The sequence below is a fragment of the Frankia gtarii genome (genome assembly GCF_025403375.1).
Taxonomy (GTDB): Bacteria; Actinomycetota; Actinomycetes; order Frankiales; family Frankiaceae; genus Frankia; species Frankia gtarii.
The window spans coordinates 1-23,720 of sequence record NZ_JAMPTM010000084.1 but is presented as its reverse complement, the minus strand read 5'-3'; the positions used below and the strand labels follow the sequence as shown (position 1 = coordinate 23,720).

Genomic DNA, 23,720 nt, shown 5'->3' with positions numbered 1-23,720 from the left:
GGATCCGCCGGGGGATCTGCGCGGCTGCCTGGCTGCGCCCACTGGAGCGGTCCGAGCCGCCCCAGGCGGCGATGGTCCCGGTGGAGGGTGTCCGGACGTAAGCGCGGTCGTCGGTGCCGACTGGGAGCGGGCCGGTCGGGTGGCGCGGGGTGGCGCTGCGGGAGTGCCGACCGGCGGAGTGACTACCCACGGCTGCCTCCGGCGGGCAGCGGCGCTTCGGACCCGGCTGGCTGGGCACGGCTCACCCGGCAGCAGGGCAGTTGCCAACAGGCCGCCTCGGCGGCATGGACGGTGCCCACCGACGAACGCGGACTGGCCGCGGACCGCGGGCTGAGGGTTCGATGACCCCGCACTACGCCTCCGGCTGCATTGGTGTTGTGAGCCCCCCCGGGCCACACGGCACCCCCACGCGCAACATCACCTTACCCGACCTGGGCGGAGCAGCAAATACCGGACTTATCCGAAGTAACTAGTTAATTGTCAGTGCGAGGGAGATGTTCCGTAGCCGGAACGGCGTCGCAGGGCGGTCCGCGCCGTATTTTCACGGCTGAGCCGCGTCCCATCATGGCCGGTGCTCGGGCCGGGCTCACCGGGCCTGAGCCGGCTTTGGGGCCCCACGCCGGCCGTGCTCGGCCGGGCCAACGCGCCCTCGCTCGCCGGGCTGGCGGGACGGGTGGGTCACTGAGCGGGCGGACCGTGGGTGACGCTTTCGGGGGTCCCCGGCAGCTCCCTGGACGAGAATTCGGGTGCCCCCGGGGTCCCCCTGGAACGACGAAAGGCCGGGGCGGCGGCAGTGCGCGCGCCCCGGCCTTCATGCCGGTCGCCTGTCAGGTCGCCCAGGTCGCCCAGGTCGCCCAGGTCGCCCAGGCCGGCCGGCCGACGAATGCCGGCCGGTGGCGGCCGGGCGACCCGGTCGTCCACACCTGGGTCAGTCGATGGTCCAGGTCTCCCCGCCGGAGATCATCGACATCAGGTCGCCGGCGCCCTGCTTTTCCCGGGCGTCGCTGATCTGGGTGTTGAGTGCCTCGTCGTACGTGGGTACGTCGACGCTGCGGAAGATTCCGATGGGCGTCACCCCGTGCGTGTCGCCGGTGAGCCGGGACAGCGCGAAGGACTGGCTCGGGTCCGCCGCGGTGGCGTCGTGCACGAGGACCCCGGGGCTGCCGGCGGGCACGACCTCCAGGCTGCCGTCATCCGCGCGGCGGATCGCCTTGTCGCCCTCGGCACCGAAGACGAGCGGCTCGCCGTGCGCCAGCTTCAGCGTCACGTCGTCGCGGCTCGACCGGTCCTTGAGCGCGTCGAAGGCGCCGTCGTTGAAGATGTTGCAGTTCTGGAAGATCTCGACGAACGCGGTCCCCGGGTGCTCCGCCGCGGCGCGCAGCACCGAGGTCAGATGTGCCCGGTCGGAGTCGATCGATCGCCCGACGAAGGTGGCCTCCGCGCCGAGCGCCAGCGACACCGGGTTGTACGGCCGGTCCAGCGAGCCGAACGGTGTCGACTTGGTGATCTTGCCGACCTCGGAGGTGGGCGAGTACTGGCCCTTGGTCAGACCGTAGATCCGGTTGTTGAACATGAGGATCTTGAGGTTGACGTTGCGGCGCAGTGCGTGCAGCAGGTGATTGCCGCCGATGGACAGCGCGTCGCCGTCACCGGTGACGACCCAGACCGACAGGTCCGGCCGCGAGGTGGCGAGGCCGGTGGCGATCGCCGGCGCGCGGCCGTGGATGGAGTGCATCCCGTAGGTCTGCAGGTAGTACGGGAACCGCGAGGAGCAGCCGATCCCGGAGATGAAGGCGATGTTCTCGCGGGCGATCCCGAGCTCGGGCAGGAAGCCCTGGACGGTGGCGAGGATGGCGTAGTCACCGCAGCCCGGGCACCAGCGCACCTCCTGGTCGGAGGTGAAGTCCTTGCGGCTCTGCTGGGCCGGGGCGGCCGGCACCAGATCGAGTAGACGGTTGCTGATTCCGGTGTGATTCGTCGTGACGGTCACTGGTTGATCACGTCCTCCAAGACGCCGGCCAGCTCCGCCGCCTTGAACGGCAGCCCGCGGACCTGGTTGTAACCGATCGCATCGACAAGGAACTCGGCCCGGATCAGTGTCCGAAGCTGGCCGAGGTTCATCTCGGGGATCAGCACCTTGTCGTACGACCGCAGGATCTCCCCGGTGTTGGCCGGGAAGGGGTTGAGATGGCGCAGGTGCGCCTGAGCGACGTGCAGGCCCTTGGCGCGGACCCGCCGACAGCCGGCTGCGATCGGGCCGTAGGTGGAGCCCCAGCCGAGCACGAGCACGCGTGCCTGCCCGGAGGGATCCTCCACCTCCAGCGGGGGGATGTCGTTCGCGATGCCGGCGATCTTGGCCGCGCGCAGGCGGACCATCCGGTCGTGGTTGGCCGGATCGTAGGAGATGTTCCCCTGCCCGTCGGACTTCTCGATGCCGCCGATGCGGTGCTCGAGGCCCGGCGTCCCGGGGACCGCCCACGGCCGGGCGAGGGTCTCCGGGTCGCGCAGGTAGGGCCAGAACTCCGGCCCCTTCGGCCCGGTGTGGTTGGGCTCGGTAGTGAAGGTGACCTTCAGGTCCGGCAGCGTCTCGCGCCTCGGCAGCAGCCACGGCTCGGAGCCGTTGGCGAGGTAGCCGTCGGAGAGCAGGAACACCGGCGTGCGGTACTTCGTCGCGAGCCGCGCGGCTTCGATCGCGGCGTCGAAGCAGTCCCCGGGCGAGCGGGGCGCCACGATCGGCACCGGTGCCTCACCGTTGCGGCCGAACATCGCCTGCAGCAGGTCGGACTGCTCGGTCTTGGTCGGCAGCCCGGTGGACGGCCCGCCACGCTGAATGTCGACGATGACCAGCGGCAGCTCCAGGCTCACCGCCAGACCGATCGTCTCGCTCTTGAGCGCGACCCCTGGACCCGAGGTGGTCGTGATGCCGAGCGAGCCGCCGAAGGAGGCGCCCAGCGCGGCGCCGATCCCTGCGATCTCGTCCTCCGCCTGGAACGTCCGCACACCGAACCGCTTGTGCTTGCTCAGTTCGTGCAGGATGTCGGAGGCGGGGGTGATCGGGTAGGACCCGAGGAACAGCGGCAACCCGGTCAACTCGCCGGCCGCGACCAGCCCGTAGGACAGCGCGAGGTTGCCCGTGATGCGCCGGTAGGTGCCGGACTTCATCCGGGCCGGGGCCACCTCGTAGGTGACGGTGAAGGACTCCGTCGTCTCGCCGTAGTTGAAGCCGGCGCGGAACGCGGCGACGTTCGCGGCGGCGATTTCCGGGCGCTTCGCGAACTTTTTCTCCAGGAAACCGACGGTGCCGTCCGTCGGCCGGTGGTACAGCCAGCTCATGAGACCGAGGGCGAACATGTTCTTCGCTCGCTCGGCCTCCTTCTTGTTGACCGAGCCGGTCCCCTCCGCGGCGTGCACCGCGTTGATGGTCATCGAGGTCAGGGGGACCCGATGCACCATGTAGGGGTCGAGCGTGCCGTCGGTCAGCGGGTCCGTCGCATAACCCGCCTTCTTGAGGTTTCCGCCCGTGAACGCGTCCGTGTTGACGATGAGACTGGCACCGGGAGGCAGATCCTTGAGATTCGCCTTCAACGCGGCGGGATTCATCGCAACCAGGACGTCCGGTGCGTCACCCGGGGTGAGGATGTCGTGGTCGGAATAATGTAGTTGGAATCCGGATACTCCGGCCGGGGTGCCGGCTGGGGCGCGGATTTCGGCGGGAAAGTCCGGGAGCGTCGACAGGTCGTTGCCGAACGTGGCCGTCTCGCTGGTGAACTGCTCTCCGGTGAGCTGCATACCGTCGCCGGAGTCGCCCGCAAAGCGCACGACCACCCGGTCGAGCCGGCGGGTCTCCCTCTCCCTGACCTGCTCAGACACCTTCAGTAACCTCCTCGGGTACCACACCAGCCTACCGGCTGTAGCAATGGGATGCGTGCGGCGTGCCGGGCCGACCGATCGCACGCGGTGGCCCGACGATCAGACCCGAATCTGTTGATCTCGGGTGCTCTGGCGTAGAGTGATGATCTGTCAACTCTGTGTATGTACGCCCCCGTCCTGGCGGTCGACTGACGCCATCCGTGTCCGAGTGGTTCGGGATGCGTCGCCTGTCGATGGGTGTGGGCAGTGCGCATTCAATGCGCTTCCGAGCGGCTTTCCGGGCAGCTCCGGCCGAGCGACCTGTCGGCGAATAGACACATTCGCAACTTGTTGCGATTACTCCATGTACGCAACTCGCTATCTTCCGTTGCCACTGCGGTGGGAGCCGCACCACGCAGGGTATCGGGCGCGGGGCACTGGCCGGATGGTGCCGAGGTGCCATCGCGACCGGCAGGGGGTGGGGGAGCAGCATCGCAGCCATGGCCTCTCACCCCCGCCCAGTGCCGGATCGGTCGGAGCGGGACCCCGGCGGCGGCGATCGCGGGGAGACGATCGGGCTCGTCGGAGCAGGCCGGGCCGGCAGCGCCGTCGCGCTCGCCCTGGCCGCCGCGGGACACCCGGTGGTGGCGGTGACCAGCCGGTCAGCCGCCGGCCGCGAACGCGCGGCGGGCCGGTTCCCGGGTGCGCGGATCGGCACGGTGCCGCAGGTGGTGACGAGGCTGCGGGCGGCCGAGGTGGTGCTCATCGCCGTCCCGGACGATGCGATCGCGCCGGTGACGGCCGAGCTCGTGGCCGCGCGCGCCGTGCGGGCGGGGCAGACCCTCGCGCACCTCAGCGGCCGGCATGGCCTGGAGGCGCTCGCCGCCGGCTCGGCTGTGGGCGCGGCTCGGATGGCGCTACATCCGATCATGACGTTGCCCGGAGCGGTGGGGGACCCGGGTGTGTTCGCCGGGGTGCCGTTCGGCATCACCGCGGACTCTGCCGCCGAGGGCCGGGCGCGGCGGCTCGTCGCCGACGTCGGCGGCATCCCGCTATCGATCGAAGACAGTAGACGTGATCTCTATCACGCCGCGCTGGTCATCGGTGGCAATTTCCTGACCAGCCTGACCGTCGCCGCCCGGGAAACGCTCGCGGCGGCGGGCGTCGCCGATCCGGGTGCTGCCCTCGCCCCCCTGCTGCGGGCTTCCCTGGACAATGCCCTTGCCGGGGGCTGGCCGGCGGCCACGGGACCGGTCCGCCGCGGCGATCTCGGCACCATCAAGGCCCATCTACGGGCGCTGGACGCCGTGGATCCCGCCGTCGCGGCCGTCTACCGGGCGCTGGTGGCCTACACCGCCGGCGGGCTCGAGCAGGCCGGCCTGCTCGAGGAGTCCCTGGCCGACCGGCTGCGTGCGGGCGCTGCCACGGATCCGCCGCGGGCGGGCGGTCCGGACGATGTCGGTGGTGCGGACGATGCCGGTGGTGCGGAGGAGTCCGGTGGCGTGGGTCGTGCGGGCGGGCCGGGCTCGACGTGACGGCCAGCTGGGTGAGACCGCGGCAGCTCGCCGATGACCGCGGGGAGGCATCGGCCACACGGTGGCCGGGAACGTTGGCCCGGAGTCCCCGCGTTGAACAGCCGTACCGGCTCGACAGGACGGACACCCGATCGCCATGCCGCACCGCCACCTCAACGGTCTGAAGACCGCGCTGCTGCTGGGCGTGCTCTCTGCCGCCATCCTGCTGGTGGGTTCGCTGTTCGGGCGGGGTGGACTGCTCATCGCCCTGGTGCTCGCGCTCGCGATGAACGGCTTCTCCTACTTCTTCTCGGATCGCATCGCCCTGCGGGCGATGCGGGCCTACCCGGTCACACAGGTAGAGCAGCCCCGGCTCTACGCCATCGTCGGGGAGCTCGCCCGCAATGCCCGCATGCCGATGCCGCGGCTGTACCTGAGCCCGACCGGCTCGCCCAACGCCTTCGCCACCGGCCGCAACCCGCGCAATGCGGCGGTCTGCTGTACCGAGGGCATCATGGAACTGATGGACGATCGCGAGTTGCGCGGCGTTCTCGGGCACGAACTCAGTCATGTGTACAACCGCGACATTCTCATCGCCTCGGTCGCCGGTGCCCTCGCCAGCGTCATCGTGTACCTGGCGAACATGGCCCAGTTCCTGGCCATCTTCGGCGGACGTGACGAGGAGAACGGGCCGGGCATCTTCGAGCTGCTGTTGCTGATGATTCTGGGGCCGGTGGCGGCGTCGGTCATTCAGCTTGCCATCGGTCGATCCCGGGAGTACCAGGCCGACGAGTCGGGCGCGACGCTCACCGGCGACCCGCTCGGGCTGGCCAGTGCGCTGCGCAAGCTGGAGGCGGGTGCGACTGCTCGCCCGCTGCCGCAGAACTCGAAGCTGGGCCCCGCGGCCGCGCTGATGATTGCCAATCCGTTCCGCGGCGGCGGCGTCGGCCGGCTGTTCTCGACCCATCCGCCCATGAACGAGCGGATCGCCCGCTTGGAACAGCTCGCTCGCATGAACCCGTATCGGTGACCGGCAACCGACCACGGTGTTGTCCACCCTGGCGCAGCCATATTGCGGTGGGGAACTCGGAGTAGAGTTTTGCTGTCGCCCGCGTTTCGCGGGATGGCAGCCGGGAACGGAAACGTTTCACGGCCACGACGGCGGCGGAGCGAACCCCCCAGGTTCCGCCGCAGGCACCCCGCCCGAAACCCCCCATCGGGCGGGGTGCGCCGTTTTCGGGTGCGGGCCTCAGCGATAGTTGACGAACTGGAGCGGGACCTCGAAGTCCTCGGCCTTCAGTAGCTGGATCACCCGCTGCAGGTCGTCCCGCTTCTTCCCGGTGACGCGGAGCTGGTCGCCCTGAATCTGGGCCTGTACACCCTTTGGGCCATCGGTCCGGATCTTCTTCGCGATCGCGCGGGCCTTGTCGTCCGCGATGCCCTGCTGGATGGTCACCGACAGGCGGAACTCCTTGCCCGACGGCTTGGGCTCGTCGAACGACAGCGCCTTGAGCGAGATGCCGCGTTTGACGAACTTCTCCTGCAGGACGTCGAGCACTGCCTTGACCCGCTCGTCTGTGTTCGCTACTAGCAGAATCGACTCCCCGGACAGGGCGGCCGACGCGCCCGTGTCGCGGAAGTCGAAGCGGGTCCGGATCTCCTTGGCCGTCTGGTTGACGGCGTTGTCTATCTCCTGTTCGTCGACTTTGCTGACGATGTCGAAGGATGGGTCTGCCACGCGCGCGGACCTCCAGTTCGGTTCGGTACGGGGATGTCCGGTTGGGTGAGGGTGTCGAGTTGACCACCGTACGTGGCCATCAGGGGCGGTACCCGCCCCGGGGGGTGACTACTCACCGTTGTATTCGATCGACGACAGCCTTGCGGGGCGGTCCACCGTCCCGGCGGTCCAGCGGGACCGGTATGCTCCTCTACGAAGGCAGGTTGCCCGAGCGGCCAAAGGGAACGGTCTGTAAAACCGTCGGCTCAGCCTACGATGGTTCGAATCCATCACCTGCCACCATCCCCGGGCTCGCCCCGGGGATTCGTACGTTTGGTCAGGCCCGAAGCGACGCTTCGGGCCTGACCGCTTTTCGGGCTACGTCGCGGCGATGGGTGCTCGCCGCTCAGCGGGCTGCGGCGGCATCCAGCTCGGCGCGGGTCAGCAGCGGGCGCAGGGTCAGGCCGAGCTCGGCCAGCCGTTCGCGGCCGCCCTCGCCGCGGTCGATCACGCAGAGCACGTCCTCGACGATTGCGCCCTCGTCGCGCAGCACTTTCGTCGCGTCCAGGACTGCGCCGCCGGAGGTGACGACGTCCTCCACGAGAACGACGCGGCGGCCGGTGACCTCACCGCCCTCGGCGATCCGCCGGGTGCCGTACTCCTTGGCCTTCTTGCGCACGAACCGTGTGGGCAGGCCGGTGCGCTGGGAGAGCAGGGTGGCCAGGGGCACGCCGCCGAGCTCGAGCCCGGCCAGGACCTCGGTGCCCGCGGGCACGAGCCCGGTCAGGCCGTCGACGATCGCGGCGAGCAGCTCCGGGTCAGCCTCGAAGAGGTACTTGTCGAAGTACTCGGTGCTCGTCTTGCCCGACCGGAGCAGGAAGGTGCCGGTCAGATGGGAGGCGGCCCGGACTCGGGCGGCCAACGCCGCGTCGTCGCTCACGGGGTGCACTCTAGTGCCGCCCCGCCCGGGCCCACCGCGATTGCCGGTCGGCGTTCGCCACTCGCCCACACGCGACGTACCGGGGCGTTCGACAACCAACCGGCGCTACGGTGCCCCAATGTCGCGATCCGCCGACGAGCGCCGTCTGCCGGTCCCGCCGGACGGCCCCGGTCCACTGCTGTTCGTCTACGGGACGCTGATGTTTCCCGAGGTGGTCTCGACACTGATCGGCCGGGTGCCCCCGATGGAGTCCGCCGCCGCTCCCGGATGGCGGGCCGCCCGGCTGCGTGACCGCCTCTACCCGGGGCTGGTGCGCCGGGGGGCTCAGGACGAGGCGCCGACCGCGGGCCGGGTGCTCGTCGGCCTCGATCCAACGGAACGTGCGGTCCTCGACGCCTTCGAGGGCTCGGCCTACGCGGCCGGTCCGCTCGTCCTGACCGATGGCCGCCCGGCGGTCGCCTACCTTTGGCTGGACGCGGCCGAGGCAATCGCCGAGGACTGGGACGCCTTGGCGTTCGCCGACCGGCACCTCGGCGACTACGTCCTGCGGTGCGCGGCCTGGCGGGCCCGGCTGACCGATCCGGAGCCGTAGGGCCGCGCTGCATGTTTCGGTGCAGAGCCGCACCGCCGCCGGCGGGCTGACCGGCTGCTCCGGCCAGCCCGTCGTCTCAGCGGTTGACGGTGGGCGGGAGTCCTTCGTCACCGCGCCTGCCGCCGCCCGGTTCCCCCGGTCCGCCCCGGTCGGTGAACCCGCCGGAGCCCCCCGAGCGGACGCCCGCGGTCTGCGTGGGCCGGCCACCGACGCCCGCGCCGCGGCCGGCGGCCTCACCCACGCCGGCTCGGTCGCCCGGGTACGGCTCCTCGAAGCGGCCGTGGGCGCTGTCGTAGGTGCACAGTGCGTAGATCACCAGAATGTCGATCGCGATGATGATGACCGACCACACCGGGAACGCTGCCACAAAGGCGAGCTGGCCGATCGCGTTGATCGCCGCGATAGCGATGCCGGCCAACCGCGCGTAGTCATTGCGGATGTAGATCCCGTAGGCGAGCGCCATCTCGACGATGCCGATCGCGATCCACAACACGCCCCAGAAGTTGGTGTCGGCGTAGAGGATGTTCGCGCCGCCGTTGAGGTTGTTCACGACCACCGTGTAGTCGCGCAGGGCCGCGATGCCGTAGATCAGGTTGTGGAATCCGACGATGAACATGATCACGGCGGCGAAGGTGAGCCATCCGCTCAGCGGGCGAACTGCCCGATTTCCTGCCATCTCTTCCTCCCGTTCGACGTCGATGCCTCGCCCGACCGGTGAACCGCCACGCCCCGGTGAGGGGGCCACCGGGATCGGACGGGGCACGACCTCGTGGTCGCGGCAGGTCGATACCGGCACCGTGTGGTCCGGTCGTCATTCGGTAGTCAGACAACTACCGTCCGCCGCTTAGGTGCGATACCCGTCCTGTACCGACGTCACCCCTACTGGGTTCAGCCGAGGGGTGGCAGCGTCGTGATCTTGTTCGTGGTGGCGTCCCAGTGCAGTCGGCCGTGCTGGAAGGTGCTCTCCCGTCCGCCCGGCACCGAGTACTCGTCGGTCGTGGGTAGGCCGAGGCTGGACGTCGAGCCGCCGAGGGTCAGGTAGGTCTGCAGAATCCGGCCGTGGACCTCGTGGGCTCCGGTCGCCGGATGCCAGTAGATCCAGCCACCCTGAAAACGGGCCTGCTGGGCGCCGGGTGCACCGGCAATCTCGATGTCACTCACCGGGCGGCGCAGGAAGCTGTTCGACCCGCCGGCGCCGAGGTACTTCGTCGAGATCGGGCCATACAGCGCGTGTACCCCGGTGGCGACGGACCAGAAGGCCAGGCCGTTGCCGTACTGCTGCCAACGCCCCCCGCCGCCCGCGGGATTCTCGACCCCGACCGGGGCACCGAGGTTGGCCTGGGTCGGCCCCGCGGCCGCGTACCACTTCTCGATCTCGCTGTGGGTGCCGTCCGCCTGCGCGGTGAGCGCGCTCGATGTGCAGCACAGCACGTTCGTATCCACGTTGCCGGCGATCCCGGGCACCGCGCCACCCGAGGTGTACTGCCACAGCGCCCATGTCGACCAGCCGCCAGGTAGCCAGCCGGGGGTCGCCTGGTCGTTGTAGATCGCGAACCAGAACGGGTACTTCACGAAGTCGTGGGTATCCGCCATCTTCCCGGTCCAGAACGAACGATAGGTGTAGATGATGGGGATGCGTCCCGTTTCGGACTCGACCTCCTCCAGGAACGCCCGGGTCCAGGCCGCGAGTGCCCGGGGGTCGAGCCCGCCGGTGTCCTCCAGATCCAGCACGGGCGCGAGGTGGCCCGCCGTGCGCGTCAACCCGGTGACGGCGATGAAGTGCCGGGCCTGTTCCACCGCGGTCGACAGCGACTGTGTCGGGCGCGCGTAGTGGTAGGCGCCGACCACCAGTCCGGCCTGCGTGGCGGCAGCGCGGTCGGCGACGAAGAACGGGTTGGTGTAGTTCGTCCCCTCGGTGGCCTTGATGATCGCGAAGCTGAGGCCGGAGCCGCGAGCCGCGAGCCAGTCGATCGGCCCGCCACCCGGGTGCTGCCATGAGGCCACGTCGACCCCGCGTGGCCACAACGGCGAGGGGGTCGCCCCCTGGGCGACGCCGGCGGTGCCGGACATGGTCAGTGTGGCGGCGGTGAGTGCGGCGACGCTCAGCAACCGTCGGGGCAGCGGTATCGCGAGCGTCGTCCTGGTCGTCCTGGTCGTCCTGGTCGTCCTGGTCGTCCTGGTCGTCCTGGTCGTCCTGGCCGGCGAGGACCGGTGGCGAGGGGTGTGGCCGGCGGCGTCCGTCCGGCGGACCGGGACGGCGCTCGAGGGGCGGATCGGCCCGGACGGCGATGCCTGGGCGGCCATCGCGTCCGGCCGGTCGGGTCGGGGGAACACCGTGCCGGGTGGCAGCGGGGTGCCGGGCCGGATCGGGATGCCGACAGGGCCGGCATCACCGTCGGTGCCTCGGGTCGTCGGATACCGGCCAGGACGATGCGTCGAACGCATGGGCAACCCTCGGATGCTTGGGAGGCGACGGTCGGGGAGGCTCGTGATCCGGTTGGCCGCGCCAAGAGGGGCGCACCAACGGGTGCACCACACGCTAAGCATTCAAGGAATTACTTACAGCTATCAAAGGTAAGGGAGTCCGAGTTATTCGCTACGGACAGTTGTTCTCGCCGGCAATCTGCGCATCTTCCGGTCGGAACGGCCGCCGGGTCGGGCACGGCGGCGTGCCAGTGGGCAAGGCTGGCGATGGGGGTGTTCCGGGCATCCGCCGGCGGGCGGCGACCGCCGAGGGCCGGTCCGGAGCGGTGCCCGCGTGATCGGGGACGAAACGGGCGGGGGTGCCGTCCCAACCGTGCTCGCCGTCGTGTAACCTAAGCTCCGCGACCTCGCGCCCCTTTAGCTCAGTCGGCAGAGCGTCTCCATGGTAAGGAGAAGGTCTACGGTTCGATTCCGTAAAGGGGCTCCACGTTCCAGTCCTCGGGCGGGTTCGTGTCCGGGATGGGCGGTTCCGCCGGTTCTCCCGGGTAAGCTTGTGGTCTGATCTCCGGGCATCCTGGAGACCATCCTGGCGGTGTAGCTCAGTCTGGCAGAGCAAGCGGCTCATAATCGCTGTGTCGCCGGTTCAAGTCCGGCCACCGCTACTATCGGGGTGCGGTGTGCCGCAGCCCCCTTAGGGGCTCGCGGCCTGCCGCGTCGCCCGATCAGTTCAGCACCCGATTCAGGAAGAGGCATCACGCCGTGGCCGCCACTGACGTCCGCCCGAAGATCACGATGGCGTGCCAGGTGTGTAAGCACCGGAACTACATCACCCGCAAGAACCGGCGCAACGACCCGGATCGTCTTGAGCTGAAGAAGTTCTGCCCGAACTGCGGCAAGCACACGGAGCACCGCGAGACCCGCTGACGATGCCCGGCGTCCCCCGTTGGGGCCACGCCGCCGTCTGGCGGATGCACTTCGGATTCCGTGAGCCCACCGCCATCGCGTCCTCACAACCGGCCAGGGATCGCCCTGGCCGGTTGTTTGCGTGCCGGTCCCCCGAGCGGGCGTGTCGGTCCGGGTCGGCGGCGCTGGTTCGGCGGTGTGATACCTAGGACACGTCGACCCGCCCGTTGATGGGGCAGCACGCCTGGTTCGTGGTGAGATGATCCACGCCGCAACCGGCGCGGCACATTCGCCGGACCGCCGATTGCGGCATCCGGGCCTGCCGTGGACATCGAGATCGGAGCCGTGATGTCGCTCAACCAGGACTTTGTGGGACGCAGTTTCGTCTCGCCCGTCCCCTTCCAGGTCGGACGCGAGCACATCCGGCAGTTCGCCCGGGCGATCGGGGACGACAATCCGCTGTACCACGACGTGGAAGCCGCCAAGGCCGCCGGCTATTCCGATCTTGTCGCGCCGCCAACGTTCCTGATCAGCGCGATCCCCGGGGCGTTGGGGCTGCCCACCGATGATCCGGCGCTCGGGCTGGACTATGCCCTGGTCGTGCACGGTGAGCAGCGCTTCACCCTGCGTCGACCGGTGGTGGCGGGGGACGAACTGATCACCACCTCGACCCTGACCGGCATCCGCGCGGTGGGCCGGAACGAGGTCCTCGTCACCACCTACCGCTACGACACGTCAGGTGGCGAGGAGGTCGCGCTCGGCGCGTGCACCCTGGTCTCCCGTGGTACGGCACCGCCGCGGGGATAAGCGCGCGTCCCACGGCGCCCAGCCCGGACCGGGCCGGGCGTCCGGCCGCACCCCCGGGGCTCACCGGGAGTGCCTCACGCTGGGGAGAACAACGATGACGGCGACCGTCGGCTATGACGATGTCGAGGTCGGCACCGAGCTGCCGGAACGGCTGTTCCCACTGCGGCGGGTCGATCTCGTCCGCTACGCGGGAGCGTCCGGGGACTTCAACCCCATCCACTGGAGCGAGCGGGCCGCCGCGGACGCGGGCCTGCCCGGCGTGCTCGCGCACGGGATGCTGACGATGGCGACCGCCACCCGGCTCGTCACCGACTGGGCCGGGGACCCGGGCGCCGTGCTCGAGGTCGGCGTGAAGTTCTCCTCGCCCGTGGTAGTGCCGGACGGCGACGAGGGCGCCTCGGTGTCGGTGCGTGGCGTCGTGGAGAAGAAGCTCGACGACAACCGGGTGGTGGTCAACCTCACCACCCGGTGTAGCGGCGAGAAGGTGCTGATGGCCGCCCGCGCCACCGTTCAGCTGAGCTGAGCTGAACGGGCCGGCAGCCGGGAGCGGGCCGGCGGCGGGTCGGAGGGCGGGCGGCCAGTCCGTCAGACGGCCTCGGCCAGCAGGTCGGACAGCCGGCCCACGCCCTTGGCCAGGTCCTCGTCGCCGAGCGCGTAGGACAGTCGGGCGAAGCCCGGGGTGCCGAACGCCTCACCGGGGACGATGGCGACCCCGGCCTCCTCCAGGATGAGCTGGCACAGCTCGGCGCTGGTCGTGGGGGTCCGGCCGCGCAGGGTTCGGCCCAGCACGCCCTGCAGCGAGGGATAGCAGTAGAACGCGCCCTCGGGCAGCGGACAGCTCACCCCCGGGATCTGGGTGAGCATGCCGTGCATCGTCAGCCGGCGGCGATCGAAGGCGACGCGCATCTCGGCGACGGCGTCGAGGGACCCGGTGACGGCGGCAAGCGCCGCGATCTGGGAGACGTTGGCGACGTTCGAGGTCGCGTGCGACTGCAGGTTCGCCGCCGCGGCGGTGACGTCCGCCGGCCCGATCAGCCAGCCGACCCGCCAGCCCGTCATCGCGTAGGTCTTCGCGACGCCGTTGACGATGACGCAGCGCTCCGCGAGCTCCGGCACCTCCGCCAGGATCGAGGCGAACCGTGCCTCGCCGTAGACGAGATGCTCGTAGATCTCGTCGGCGAGTACCCAGATGCCGGTCTGCTCGGCCCAGCGGCCGATCTCGCGGATCTCCTCCGGCGTGTGCACGGCGCCGGTCGGGTTCGACGGCGAGTTGAACAACAGCACCTTGGTGCGCTCGGTGCGGGCCGCCTCGAGCTGCTCGACGGTCACCCGGTAGCCGGCCTCCGGCCCGGTGACGACGTCGACCGGCACACCTCCGGCGAGTCGGATCGACTCGGGGTAGGTCGTCCAGTACGGCGCGGGCAGCAGCACCTCGTCACCCGGGTCGAGCAGCGTCGCGAACGCCTCGTAGACGGCCTGCTTGCCGCCGTTGGTCACCAGAACCTGGCTCGCGGAAACGGTGACGCCGGAGTCTCGGGCCGTCTTCTCGGCGATGGCCTGCCGCAGCTCCGGCAGGCCGCCCGCCGGGGTGTAGCGGTGCATGCGGGGTTCTCGGCATGCCTTCTCCGCGGCGGCGACGATGTGGTCCGGCGTTGGGAAGTCCGGCTCGCCGGCGCCGAAGCCGACCACGTCCTGCCCCTCGGCGCGCATCGCCTTCGCGGTAGCGTCGACGGCCAGCGTCGCGGACGGGGCGATGCCGCCGATGCGGCTTGAGATCCTGCTCATAGTGCCCATGCTGCCATGGCGTCCGGATGAGCGTCGTACGCAGGCGGCCGGGATGCGGCGTCCGTGCGGACCGGCGCCGGGGTGGCCGCAGGACCCGGTTCCGCGGGTCCTGCGGCCGTTGTGCCGCGGGTCCCGTGGACGGCGCGCCGCGGGTTTCGCGGCCGGCGCGCCGCGGGTCCTGCGGACGGTGCGCGGCGGGACTCGGGACAGTGCCCGGACGGTTCCGCGCAACACCCGGTGGCCACCGTCCGGACAGCCTGCACTGGCCGGCGAGCACTCGACGCGATCGGCCCGCGCGGAGTCGGGGCGATGAAGGGGTATGCTCGATCCGCTCGGGTACCCATTGCGGTAACCGGCTCGTGGGCTGGCCTGTGCGCTATGGTTCATAAGCGCAGCGTGTGGGTCCGGCGAGACGGTGGGGCTCCGGGCGTGTCCAAGGGGCGTGGCTCAATTGGTAGAGCACCGGTCTCCAAAACCGGCGGTTGCAGGTTCGAGTCCTGTCGCCCCTGCGCTGTTCGATGGTTGGCTGGTTTGGCGACGGAGTGGGTGGAGTTGAGTGGCGACCGATACCCGTGACGCGGCACCGCGTCCCAGACGGGCCACGCGTACCGCGGGCCGGCGTCGGTATCGGCCGTTTCAGTTCATCGACAAGGTCCTTCGGTTCATCCGCGAGGTCATGGCGGAGCTCCGGAAGGTCGTCTATCCGGGCCGGAGCGAGCTGATCACCTATGTGTTGGTCGTGCTCGTCTTCGTCAGCGTGATGACGGCCTTCGTGGCTAGTCTCGACTTCGGGCTCACGAAGGCGGTCCTCGCGATCTTCGGCTGACGGGTCCGCCAGCCGGCGGGGTCGGGCAGTGCGGACGAACGGGTCCGGGCCGGTGACAGCCGCCGGTCCGCCGGCCGGTCACGCCCGCCCGTTCGGCACCACGCCCGCGCAGCGCCCGCTCCGCGGAGTCCACAGCAGCACCAAGCGTCCACGAGAGAAGGATCGTCCGCGTGTCCCAGTCGCCCGAGCAGGCCTCTTCCGAGCAGGGGGAGGCCCTCGCCCGTCTCGATCTCCTCGCGGCGTTCGAGCACGACGAGGTGGCGAGCACGGACGCCGGCGCCGAGCTCGATGACGCCAGCGCCGACGACACCGACGAGTCGGGCGTCGAGGCCACCGGTGAGACCGACGCCAGCGCGGCAGCCGACGAGGCCGGTCCCCTGGCCGACGCGGGCGCCGAGCCCGGCGCGGCGGGCGAGCCTGCCGCGGTCGCCGAGCCCACGAGCGCGCTGCCGGTCGCCGTGGCCGACGACACCGATGACGATGACGAGGACGAGGACGACCTGCGTCGCGCCATCGAGGACGCGCCGGGCGAGTGGTACGTCGTGCACTCGTACGCGGGCTACGAGAACAAGGTCAAGACCAACCTCGAGACCCGTATCTCCAGCCTCAACATGGAGGACTACATCTTCCAGATCGAGGTGCCCACCGAAGAGGTTCCGGTGGTCAAGAACGGCAAGAGGCAGCTGGTCCAGCAGAAGAAGTACCCGGGTTACATCTATGTCCGGATGGACCTGACCGACCAGTCCTGGTCCGCGGTCCGTAACACGCCGGGTGTGACCGGGTTCGTGGGGCTCACCAACCGGCCCTCGCCGCTGCGCCGCGAGGAGGTTCTGTCCATCCTCGCTCCGGCGGCCCCGAAGGAGAAGAAGGTCGAGACCGTCCGGGTCCAGGAGTTCGAGGTCGGGGAGTCGGTCACCGTCATGGACGGGCCCTTCGCCACGCTCCCGGCGACCATCAGCGAGATCAACCTCGACGCCCAGCGGCTGAAGGTGCTGGTCTCGATCTTTGGTCGCGAGACGCCCGTCGAGCTGCAGTTCAATCAGGTCGCGAAGATCTGATCCGGTCCGTAGAACCCCGGTAGGAAGACGAGCACATGCCCCCCAAGAAGAAGAAGATCACCGCGGTCATCAAGCTCCAGATCAACGCCGGCAAGGCCACGCCGGCGCCGCCGGTCGGTCCCGCGCTGGGCCAGCACGGCGTGAACATCATGGAGTTCTGCAAGCAGTACAACGCGGCGACCGAGTCGCAGACCGGCAACGTCGTGCCGGTCGAGATCACCGTGTTCGAAGACCGGTCGTTCACCTTCGTCACGAAGACCCCGCCGGCCGCGCGGCTCATCCTCAAGGCCGCGGGCGTGGAGAAGGGCAGCGGGACTCCGCACCGGGACAAGGTCGCCAAGCTGACCCCGGCTCAGGTGCGCGAGATCGCTCAGACCAAGCTCCCCGACCTCAACGCCACGACGATCGAGGCGGCAGAGAAGATCATCGCGGGGACTGCCCGCTCGATGGGAATCACGGTCGGCGACTAGCCTTCCGCGCCCACCCAGCCACACCGGACCAACGCCGTGGGAGGGCGGTCGGTACCGCCGATTGCGGCGCGGACGAGGTCCACGCCGTGGCGAGCCGGGCCGATCGTCCGCCGGCACCACGAGGAGACACCCATGAAGCGCAGCAAGGCCTACCGGGCCGCCGCCGAAAAGATCAACCCCGAGAACCTCTACAGCCCGCTGGACGCCGTCCGGCTCGCGCAGGAGACCTCGACCACGAAGTACAACGCGACCGTCGAGGTCGCCATCCGCCTCGGGGTCGACCCGCGCAAGGCCGACCAGATGGTCCGCGGCACCGTCAACCTGCCGCACGGCACCGGCAAGTCGCCGCGCGTCGCCGTGTTCGCCGCCGGTGAGAAGGCTGCCGAGGCGACCGCCGCCGGCGCCGACATCGTCGGCAGCGACGACCTGGTCGCCCGCATCCAGGAGGGCTTCCTGGACTTCGACGCGACGGTCGCCACGCCGGACCAGATGGCCAAGGTCGGGCGGATCGCCCGCATCCTCGGCCCCCGCGGGCTGATGCCCAACCCGAAGACCGGCACCGTCACGCTGGACATCGGCAAGGCCGTCGCGGACATCAAGGGCGGAAAGATCAACTTCCGGGTAGACAAGCAGGGTAACCTGCACATCGTCATCGGGAAGACGCACTTCACCGACGCCCAGCTCATTGAGAACTACACGGCGGCCCTGGACGAGATCGTCCGGGTGAAGCCCTCGGCGGCGAAGGGTCGCTACCTCAAGAAGATCACCTTCGCCACCACCATGGGCCCGGGTATCCCGGTCGACCCGAACCGCGTCCGCAACCTGTTGGAGGACGGCGTTCCCGCCTGATCCCATCGTCGCGCCGGGCCCGCTCCGGCCGCGCGCACAGCGCCGGCCACCTTGCTTGCAGCTTTCCCGGCTTTCTTGCCTTTCCAGAGGTCTCCGTGTTCGTTTCGTCCCTCTGGAAAGGCAAGATAAGCGGGGGAGGCCGGGGCTCGTGCTGGCCGGTGAACGTGTACGTGAGATCGTCGCGTATACTTGTTACGAACACGTTTTACACCGAAGACCGCTGGTCGCCGTCGTCACCCAGGTGGGGAAGATCCCGCTCGGGCCGAGCGACGGTCGAAGGCCCGACCTCCCCGGGCGGCCCGCGTAGGTGACGGAAGCAAGGACCGCGGCACTGTGGAGGCGGTCGGCGCTGGTGCGCCGTCCTCCCCGCCCATGTCGCTCTTCACGCCCCGTGCGCCTGCGCCGGGGCGTTCGTCGTCTCCCGGGGTTGACGGATGGCCGGCCGACACCCCGAAGGAGCCCCATGGCGAAACCTGAGAAGACCGCCGCGGTGGCGGAGATCGCCGAGGAGTTCCGTGGCGCGACCGCCGCGGTCCTCACCGAGTACCGCGGTCTGACGGTGAGCCAGCTCACCGAGCTGCGGCGCACCCTTGGCAAGGGCGCGCGCTACGCGGTGGTCAAGAACACGCTGACCAAGATCGCGGCGGAGCAGGCCGGCGTCACCGGGATCGACGAGTTGTTCGTCGGCCCGACCGCCGTCGCCTTCGTCACCGGCGACCCGGTCGAGGCGGCCAAGAGCCTGCGCGACTTCGCCCGCGCGAACCCGGCCCTCGTGGTCAAGGGCGGCGTCGTCGAGGGCAAGGCGATGACGGCCGACGATATCCGCAAGCTTGCGGATCTCGAGTCTCGCGAGGTCCTGCTGGCGAAGCTCGCCGGCGCGATGAAGGGCTCGCTGTCCGGCGCGGTCGGCCTGTTCGCCGCCCCGCTGTCGCAGGTCGCCCGGCTGGCCGAGGCGCTGCGCGAGCAGCGGGCGAGCCAGGCCGGCGCCGAGGTGGCCGCCGAGCAGACGCCGGCGGCCGAGGCCGCCGCGGAGTAACCGTCCGCACCGCGGGATGACGGTGGCCGGCAACGGCTGCCGCTGCCCCTGGACCACCCCGCGCCGGCCGGGCCGGCACGCCAAGGCCCAGCCGACACCACCCACGAGCCACCCCGATCACCGGTCGCCCATCCGGCCGGCCGAGATCATCGCCCATGACGAGGAAGGAAACGCCATCATGGCGAAGCTGTCGACCGAAGAGCTGCTCGGCGCGTTCAAGGAACTGACTCTGCTCGAGCTCTCGGAGTTCGTGAAGCAGTTCGAGGAGACCTTCGGCGTGACCGCCGCGGCGCCCGTCGCCGTGGCTGCGGCGCCGCTCGCCGGCGGCGCCGGCGGCGAGGCCCCGGCTGCTGAGGAGCAGGACGAGTTCGACGTCATCCTCGAGTCCGTCGGCGACAAGAAGATCCAGGTCATCAAGGAGGTCCGGGCGCTGACCAGCCTCGGGCTGAAGGAGGCCAAGGACCTCGTCGACGGGGCCCCCAAGCCCGTCCTGGAGAAGGTCGCCAAGGACGCCGCGGAGAAGGCCAAGGCGGCCCTCGAGGGCGCCGGCGCGTCTGTCACCGTCAAGTAACACCGCCCGTCTTCCGGGTCCGGCCCGGGCGGGCTCTGGCCCGCCGCCGCGGGCCGGTGCGGTCGCTCGACGCGACCGCGGCGCATCCCGCGTGCCGGGGCACCTCCGAGGTGCCCCGGCACGCGGCGTCTGAGCCCTCGAAACGCCGAGACACGCTGCTACGTAAGCGGATGAGCAGGTCGGGTCGTTCGTGACGTTTTCCGAAGGGGGTTGACGGCCCCTGTAGATCGGAGTTCCATCATGTCGCGAACGCTCGTCGGGAAGCAGATGCGGTGCGCTACGTTCTCCCCGCGTGGTCCTGCCACGCACGTCCTTGCCAGCGGTGTGCCCTTCGGCTACACTGCTAGTTTGCGCTGCCCTTTTCGTCGCATCGGCTCCGCCGACACCTTTCCGGTGAGGTCGGGCTCTCTGTGGGGGTCCGGTACGCGCCGCCTTGAGGTTCCGACCATGTCGTCGGTGCCGCACACGCGGTGGGTTCCGGTTCGACGTGAAGGCGCGTTGGCCGTGCTGGTGCGTGGCACGGCTGTATCGCAGCCACACCGAGGACTCTGAGCAGACCTTTGCCCGTGCACCGACCCGTTGTTCTCAGCGGACACCGGCGTCGCCGCGCGCTTGCGCCGCGACGGCGCTTTGGCGCGCCCGCGGTCAGCCGAACGCCTGTCGCGGCAGTTATCTGCGGTTCGGCGGACCGACGGACCAGGGACCGGCGGACTTGCCGCGGGACGAGGGCCGACTCCGGCCGCGCGACCGGCCGCCGGGACGCCCAGCGCCGCCGCGCCTGTGCGCCTCGCGGTCATCCTCTCACCGGCGGGGCACCCCCCGTCGCTGTTCCCGACAACCGTAGCGAGACACTGATCACCTGACCACACCCCCGACGGATCCTTGACGTCCGCGACGCCAGCCCGACGATCAGGCCACCCGGAAGGACCACCTTGGCCGCCTCGCGCTCTTCCTCCCGCATCTCGTTCGCTAAGATCATCGAGCCCCTCGAGGTCCCGGATCTCCTTGCTCTTCAGACGCAGTCCTTCGATTGGCTGATCGGTAGTGACGCCTGGGCGGAGCGGGTTCAGGAGGCCGTGGACTCGGGCCGGGACGATGTTCCGATCACCTCCGGTCTGGAGGAGGTCTTCGAGGAGATCTCCCCGATCGAGGACTTCTCCGGCTCCATGTCCCTGTCCTTCCGGGATCACCGGTTCGAGCCATCCAAGTACTCCGTGGAGGAGTGCAAGGACAAGGACATGACCTACTCGGCCCCGCTGTTCGTGACGGCCGAGTTCACCAACAACACCACCGGTGAGATCAAGAGCCAGACGGTGTTCATGGGCGACTTCCCGCTCATGACCCCGAAAGGCACCTTTGTGATCAACGGGACCGAGCGTGTGGTGGTCAGCCAGCTCGTCCGGTCGCCAGGGGTCTACTTCGAGCGCAGCCTGGACAAGGCGTCGGACAAGGACCTGTACTCCTGCAAGGTGATCCCATCGCGTGGGGCCTGGCTGGAGTTCGAGATCGACAAGCGGGACACCGTCGGCGTCCGGATCGACCGCAAGCGCCGTCAGTCCGTCACCGTGCTGCTCAAGGCGCTCGGCTGGGACGAGGCGCGCATCCTGGAGCGCTTCGGCGACTTTCCGTCGATGCGCATCACCCTGGAGAAGGACCACACGGCCAGCCAGGACGACGCGCTGCTCGACATCTACCGCAAGCTGCGCCCGGGCGAGCCGCCGACGCGGGAGTCGGCGCAGACCCTGCTGGAGAACCTCTTCTTCAACCCCAAGCGTTACGACCTGGCGAAGGTCGGCCGCTACAAGGTGAACAAGAAGCTCACCCTTGAGGTCGCTCACGATGTCGGTGTCCTCACCGAGGATGACATCGTGCGCACGATCGAGTACGTCGTCAAGCTGCACGCGGGCGCGGATCCGTCCGAGTACGAGGTCGACGACATCGACCACTTCGGCAACCGGCGGCTGCGCACGGTCGGCGAGCTGATCCAGAACCAGGTTCGCCTGGGTCTGGCCCGGATGGAGCGGGTCGTCCGCGAGCGGATGACCACCCAGGACGTCGAGGCGATCACGCCGCAGACCCTGATCAACATCCGGCCGGTCGTCGCCTCCATCAAGGAGTTCTTCGGCACCAGCCAGCTGTCGCAGTTCATGGACCAGACCAACCCGCTGGCCGGTCTGACCCACAAGCGCCGCCTGTCGGCGCTGGGCCCTGGCGGTCTGTCCCGGGAACGGGCCGGCTTCGAGGTCCGCGACGTGCACCCCAGCCACTACGGCCGGATGTGCCCGATCGAGACGCCGGAAGGCCCGAACATCGGCCTGATCGGCTCGCTGTCGACGTTCGCGCGGGTCAACCCGTTCGGTTTCGTCGAGACGCCGTACCGCAAGGTCGTCAGCGGCCAGGTCACCGACCAGATCGACTACCTCACCGCGGACGAGGAGGACCGGCACGTCAAGGCGCAGGCCAACACGCCGCTGCGACCCGACGGCACGTTCGCCGAGGACCGCGTGCTGGTTCGCCGCAAGGGCGGTGAGGTCGAGTTCATCCCGCCGGACGAGGTCGACTACATGGACGTCTCGCCGCGGCAGATGGTGTCCGTGGCGACCGCCATGATCCCGTTCCTCGAGCACGACGACGCCAACCGCGCGCTCATGGGTTCCAACATGCAGCGCCAGTCGGTGCCGCTGCTGCGCTCCGAGGCGCCGCTGGTCGGCACCGGGATGGAGGCCCGCGCGGCCAAGGACGCCGGCGACGTGGTCGTCTGCGTCCAGGCCGGCCTCGTCGAGGACCTCTCGGCGGACTACATCACCGTCATGCACGACGACGGCACCCGGCGCACCTACCGGCTGGCGAAGTTCCGCCGGTCCAACCAGGGCACCTGCATCAACCAGAAGCCGATCGTGTTCGAAGGGGACAGGGTCGAGGCCGGCCAGGTCATCGCGGACGGCCCGTGCACCGACAACGGCGAGATGGCGCTCGGCAAGAACCTGCTGGTCGCCTTCATGCCGTGGGAGGGGCACAACTACGAGGACGCGATCATCCTGTCGCAGCGCCTCGTGCAGGACGACGTGCTGTCCTCGATCCACATCGAGGAGCACGAGGTCGATGCCCGGGACACCAAGCTCGGCCCGGAGGAGATCACCCGCGACATCCCGAACGTCGCCGAGGAGGTCCTCGCCGACCTCGACGAGCGCGGCATCATCCGGATCGGTGCCGAGGTCTCGCCCGGCGACGTCCTGGTCGGCAAGGTCACCCCGAAGGGCGAGACCGAGCTGACCCCCGAGGAGCGGCTGCTGCGCGCGATCTTCGGGGAGAAGGCCCGGGAGGTCCGCGACACCTCGCTGAAGGTGCCGCACGGCGAGTCCGGCAAGGTCATCGGCGTGCGGGTGTTTGCCCGCGAGGACGGCGACGAGCTCCCGCCCGGCGTCAACGAGCTGGTCCGGGTCTACGTCGCCCAGAAGCGGAAGATCACCGACGGCGACAAGCTCGCCGGTCGGCACGGCAACAAGGGCGTCATCGCCAAGATCCTCCCGCAGGAGGACATGCCGTTCCTCGAGGACGGCACGCCGGTCGACATCGTGCTCAACCCGCACGGTGTGCCGCGCCGGATGAACATCGGCCAGATCCTGGAGACCCACCTCGGGTGGGTGGCCAAGACGGGCTGGCAGGTCGACACCGGCGAGGAGGAGTGGAAGGAGCGGCTGCGCGGCATCGGCGCGGACGCCGCCCCGGCCGGAACCAACGTCTCCACCCCGGTCTTCGACGGCGCCCGCGAGGAGGAGATCACCGGTCTGCTCGACTCCACCCACCCGAACCGGGACGGGGTCCAGCTCATCGGCTCCTCCGGCAAGGCCACGCTGTTCGACGGCCGCACCGGCGAGCCGTACCCGTACCCGGTGGCGGTCGGCTACATCTACATCCTCAAGCTGCTGCACCTGGTCGACGACAAGATCCACGCCCGGTCGACCGGGCCCTACTCGATGATCACCCAACAGCCCCTGGGTGGTAAGGCGCAGTTCGGCGGCCAGCGGTTCGGCGAGATGGAGGTGTGGGCGCTGGAGGCGTACGGCGCCGCCTACGCCCTGCAGGAGCTGCTGACCATCAAGTCCGACGACGTCGTGGGCCGAGTCAAGGTCTACGAGGCGATCGTCAAGGGCGAGAACATTCCGGAGCCCGGCATCCCGGAGTCGTTCAAGGTGCTCATCAAGGAGATGCAGTCGCTGTGCCTCAACGTCGAGGTCCTCTCCAGCGACGGTGTGCAGATCGAGATGCGTGACACCGACGAGGACGTCTTCCGTGCGGCGGAGGAACTCGGGATCGACCTGTCCCGGCGCGAGCCGAGCAGCGTCGAGGAGGTCTGAGCGGGCGCCGGGGGCCCGGCC

The 23,720-nt window shown here is 69.7% G+C and carries 20 protein-coding genes and 4 tRNA genes; 17 read left to right on the top strand and 7 right to left on the bottom strand.

Features of this window, described 5'->3' with window-relative positions; genetic code table 11:
- Window positions 1-928: 928 nt before the first annotated feature.
- On the bottom strand, window positions 929-1,990 hold the full coding sequence (locus NBZ83_RS14585; RefSeq protein WP_261570890.1) for a 2-oxoacid:ferredoxin oxidoreductase subunit beta: 1,062 nt from the start codon (window positions 1,988-1,990) through the stop codon (window positions 929-931).
- Window positions 1,987-3,870, bottom strand: coding sequence for a 2-oxoacid:acceptor oxidoreductase subunit alpha (locus tag NBZ83_RS14580; protein WP_261570891.1), 1,884 nt, complete (start codon window positions 3,868-3,870; stop codon window positions 1,987-1,989). Before NBZ83_RS14580 ends, NBZ83_RS14585 begins: the two co-directional genes overlap by 4 nt.
- A 479-nt stretch (window positions 3,871-4,349) precedes the next feature.
- Between NBZ83_RS14580 and NBZ83_RS14575 the strand changes: the two genes are divergently transcribed.
- Both NBZ83_RS14575 and htpX read left to right on the top strand, forming a co-directional pair.
- Entirely contained in the window at window positions 4,350-5,384 is a 1,035-nt protein-coding gene (locus NBZ83_RS14575; RefSeq protein ID WP_261570892.1) for a Rossmann-like and DUF2520 domain-containing protein, read from the top strand.
- A gap of 136 nt (window positions 5,385-5,520) precedes the next feature.
- A complete protein-coding gene (gene htpX, locus NBZ83_RS14570) occupies window positions 5,521-6,393 on the top strand; it encodes a zinc metalloprotease HtpX (RefSeq protein ID WP_261570893.1) in 873 nt (290 codons plus the stop codon).
- 219 nt (window positions 6,394-6,612) lie between these two features.
- Here the strand turns inward: htpX and NBZ83_RS14565 are convergent, their stop codons facing one another.
- Window positions 6,613-7,101 carry a YajQ family cyclic di-GMP-binding protein gene (locus NBZ83_RS14565; RefSeq protein WP_261570894.1) on the bottom strand — a complete coding sequence of 163 codons (489 nt, stop codon included), beginning with the start codon at window positions 7,099-7,101 and terminating at the stop codon, window positions 6,613-6,615.
- Between the two features lie 197 nt (window positions 7,102-7,298).
- Here NBZ83_RS14565 and NBZ83_RS14560 point away from each other — a divergent pair.
- A tRNA-Tyr gene (locus tag NBZ83_RS14560) sits at window positions 7,299-7,383 on the top strand.
- A gap of 103 nt (window positions 7,384-7,486) precedes the next feature.
- On the opposite strand, the gene pyrE is transcribed toward NBZ83_RS14560, so the two are convergent.
- A complete protein-coding gene (gene pyrE, locus NBZ83_RS14555) occupies window positions 7,487-8,020 on the bottom strand; it encodes an orotate phosphoribosyltransferase (RefSeq protein ID WP_261570895.1) in 534 nt (177 codons plus the stop codon).
- Window positions 8,021-8,138: 118 nt separating this feature from the next.
- Here pyrE and NBZ83_RS14550 point away from each other — a divergent pair, with 118 nt between their 5' ends.
- On the top strand, window positions 8,139-8,612 hold the full coding sequence (locus NBZ83_RS14550; protein ID WP_261575173.1) for a gamma-glutamylcyclotransferase family protein: 474 nt from the start codon (window positions 8,139-8,141) through the stop codon (window positions 8,610-8,612).
- A gap of 76 nt (window positions 8,613-8,688) precedes the next feature.
- Here NBZ83_RS14550 and NBZ83_RS14545 read toward each other — a convergent pair whose 3' ends face one another.
- Both NBZ83_RS14545 and NBZ83_RS14540 read right to left on the bottom strand, forming a co-directional pair.
- Window positions 8,689-9,288, bottom strand: a complete 600-nt coding sequence (locus NBZ83_RS14545) for a DUF7144 family membrane protein (protein ID WP_261567299.1) — start codon at window positions 9,286-9,288, stop codon at window positions 8,689-8,691.
- Between the two features lie 212 nt (window positions 9,289-9,500).
- Entirely contained in the window at window positions 9,501-11,057 is a 1,557-nt protein-coding gene (locus tag NBZ83_RS14540; RefSeq protein ID WP_261575172.1) for a GH25 family lysozyme, read from the bottom strand.
- Between the two features lie 390 nt (window positions 11,058-11,447).
- On the opposite strand from NBZ83_RS14540, the gene NBZ83_RS14535 reads away from it, so the two are divergent.
- From NBZ83_RS14535 to NBZ83_RS14515, 5 genes are all read left to right on the top strand, one after another.
- Window positions 11,448-11,523, top strand: a tRNA-Thr gene (locus NBZ83_RS14535).
- Window positions 11,524-11,624: 101 nt separating this feature from the next.
- Window positions 11,625-11,698, top strand: a tRNA-Met gene (locus tag NBZ83_RS14530).
- 97 nt (window positions 11,699-11,795) lie between these two features.
- Complete coding sequence (gene rpmG / locus NBZ83_RS14525; protein WP_009740545.1) at window positions 11,796-11,960, top strand: 50S ribosomal protein L33; 165 nt, start codon at window positions 11,796-11,798, stop codon at window positions 11,958-11,960.
- 327 nt (window positions 11,961-12,287) lie between these two features.
- A complete protein-coding gene (locus NBZ83_RS14520; RefSeq protein WP_261567297.1) occupies window positions 12,288-12,746 on the top strand; it encodes a MaoC family dehydratase N-terminal domain-containing protein in 459 nt (152 codons plus the stop codon).
- 94 nt (window positions 12,747-12,840) lie between these two features.
- A complete protein-coding gene (locus NBZ83_RS14515) occupies window positions 12,841-13,269 on the top strand; it encodes a MaoC/PaaZ C-terminal domain-containing protein (RefSeq protein ID WP_261567296.1) in 429 nt (142 codons plus the stop codon).
- Between the two features lie 62 nt (window positions 13,270-13,331).
- Here NBZ83_RS14515 and NBZ83_RS14510 read toward each other — a convergent pair whose 3' ends face one another.
- A complete protein-coding gene (locus tag NBZ83_RS14510; RefSeq protein ID WP_261567295.1) occupies window positions 13,332-14,540 on the bottom strand; it encodes a pyridoxal phosphate-dependent aminotransferase in 1,209 nt (402 codons plus the stop codon).
- Window positions 14,541-14,967: 427 nt separating this feature from the next.
- Between NBZ83_RS14510 and NBZ83_RS14505 the strand changes: the two genes are divergently transcribed.
- From NBZ83_RS14505 to rpoB, 8 genes are all read left to right on the top strand, one after another.
- Window positions 14,968-15,040 (top strand) — tRNA-Trp (locus NBZ83_RS14505).
- A 47-nt stretch (window positions 15,041-15,087) separates the two neighbouring features.
- Complete coding sequence (secE, locus tag NBZ83_RS33345; RefSeq protein ID WP_261567294.1) at window positions 15,088-15,357, top strand: preprotein translocase subunit SecE; 270 nt, start codon at window positions 15,088-15,090, stop codon at window positions 15,355-15,357.
- 170 nt (window positions 15,358-15,527) lie between these two features.
- Window positions 15,528-16,415: a transcription termination/antitermination protein NusG gene (gene nusG / locus NBZ83_RS14495; protein WP_261567293.1), complete on the top strand. Its 888-nt coding sequence runs from the start codon at window positions 15,528-15,530 to the stop codon at window positions 16,413-16,415.
- Window positions 16,416-16,450: 35 nt separating this feature from the next.
- Complete coding sequence (rplK, locus tag NBZ83_RS14490; RefSeq protein ID WP_261567292.1) at window positions 16,451-16,885, top strand: 50S ribosomal protein L11; 435 nt, start codon at window positions 16,451-16,453, stop codon at window positions 16,883-16,885.
- A 132-nt stretch (window positions 16,886-17,017) separates the two neighbouring features.
- The gene (rplA, locus tag NBZ83_RS14485) at window positions 17,018-17,734 is read left to right on the top strand and encodes a 50S ribosomal protein L1 (protein WP_261567291.1); all 717 of its coding nucleotides are present in this window, start codon (window positions 17,018-17,020) and stop codon (window positions 17,732-17,734) included.
- 463 nt (window positions 17,735-18,197) lie between these two features.
- Window positions 18,198-18,770, top strand: coding sequence for a 50S ribosomal protein L10 (rplJ, locus tag NBZ83_RS14480; RefSeq protein WP_261567290.1), 573 nt, complete (start codon window positions 18,198-18,200; stop codon window positions 18,768-18,770).
- Window positions 18,771-18,948: 178 nt separating this feature from the next.
- The gene (rplL, locus tag NBZ83_RS14475) at window positions 18,949-19,341 is read left to right on the top strand and encodes a 50S ribosomal protein L7/L12 (protein WP_261567289.1); all 393 of its coding nucleotides are present in this window, start codon (window positions 18,949-18,951) and stop codon (window positions 19,339-19,341) included.
- A 932-nt stretch (window positions 19,342-20,273) separates the two neighbouring features.
- Window positions 20,274-23,699 carry a DNA-directed RNA polymerase subunit beta gene (gene rpoB, locus NBZ83_RS14470; RefSeq protein ID WP_261567288.1) on the top strand — a complete coding sequence of 1,142 codons (3,426 nt, stop codon included), beginning with the start codon at window positions 20,274-20,276 and terminating at the stop codon, window positions 23,697-23,699.
- Window positions 23,700-23,720 lie beyond the last annotated feature (21 nt).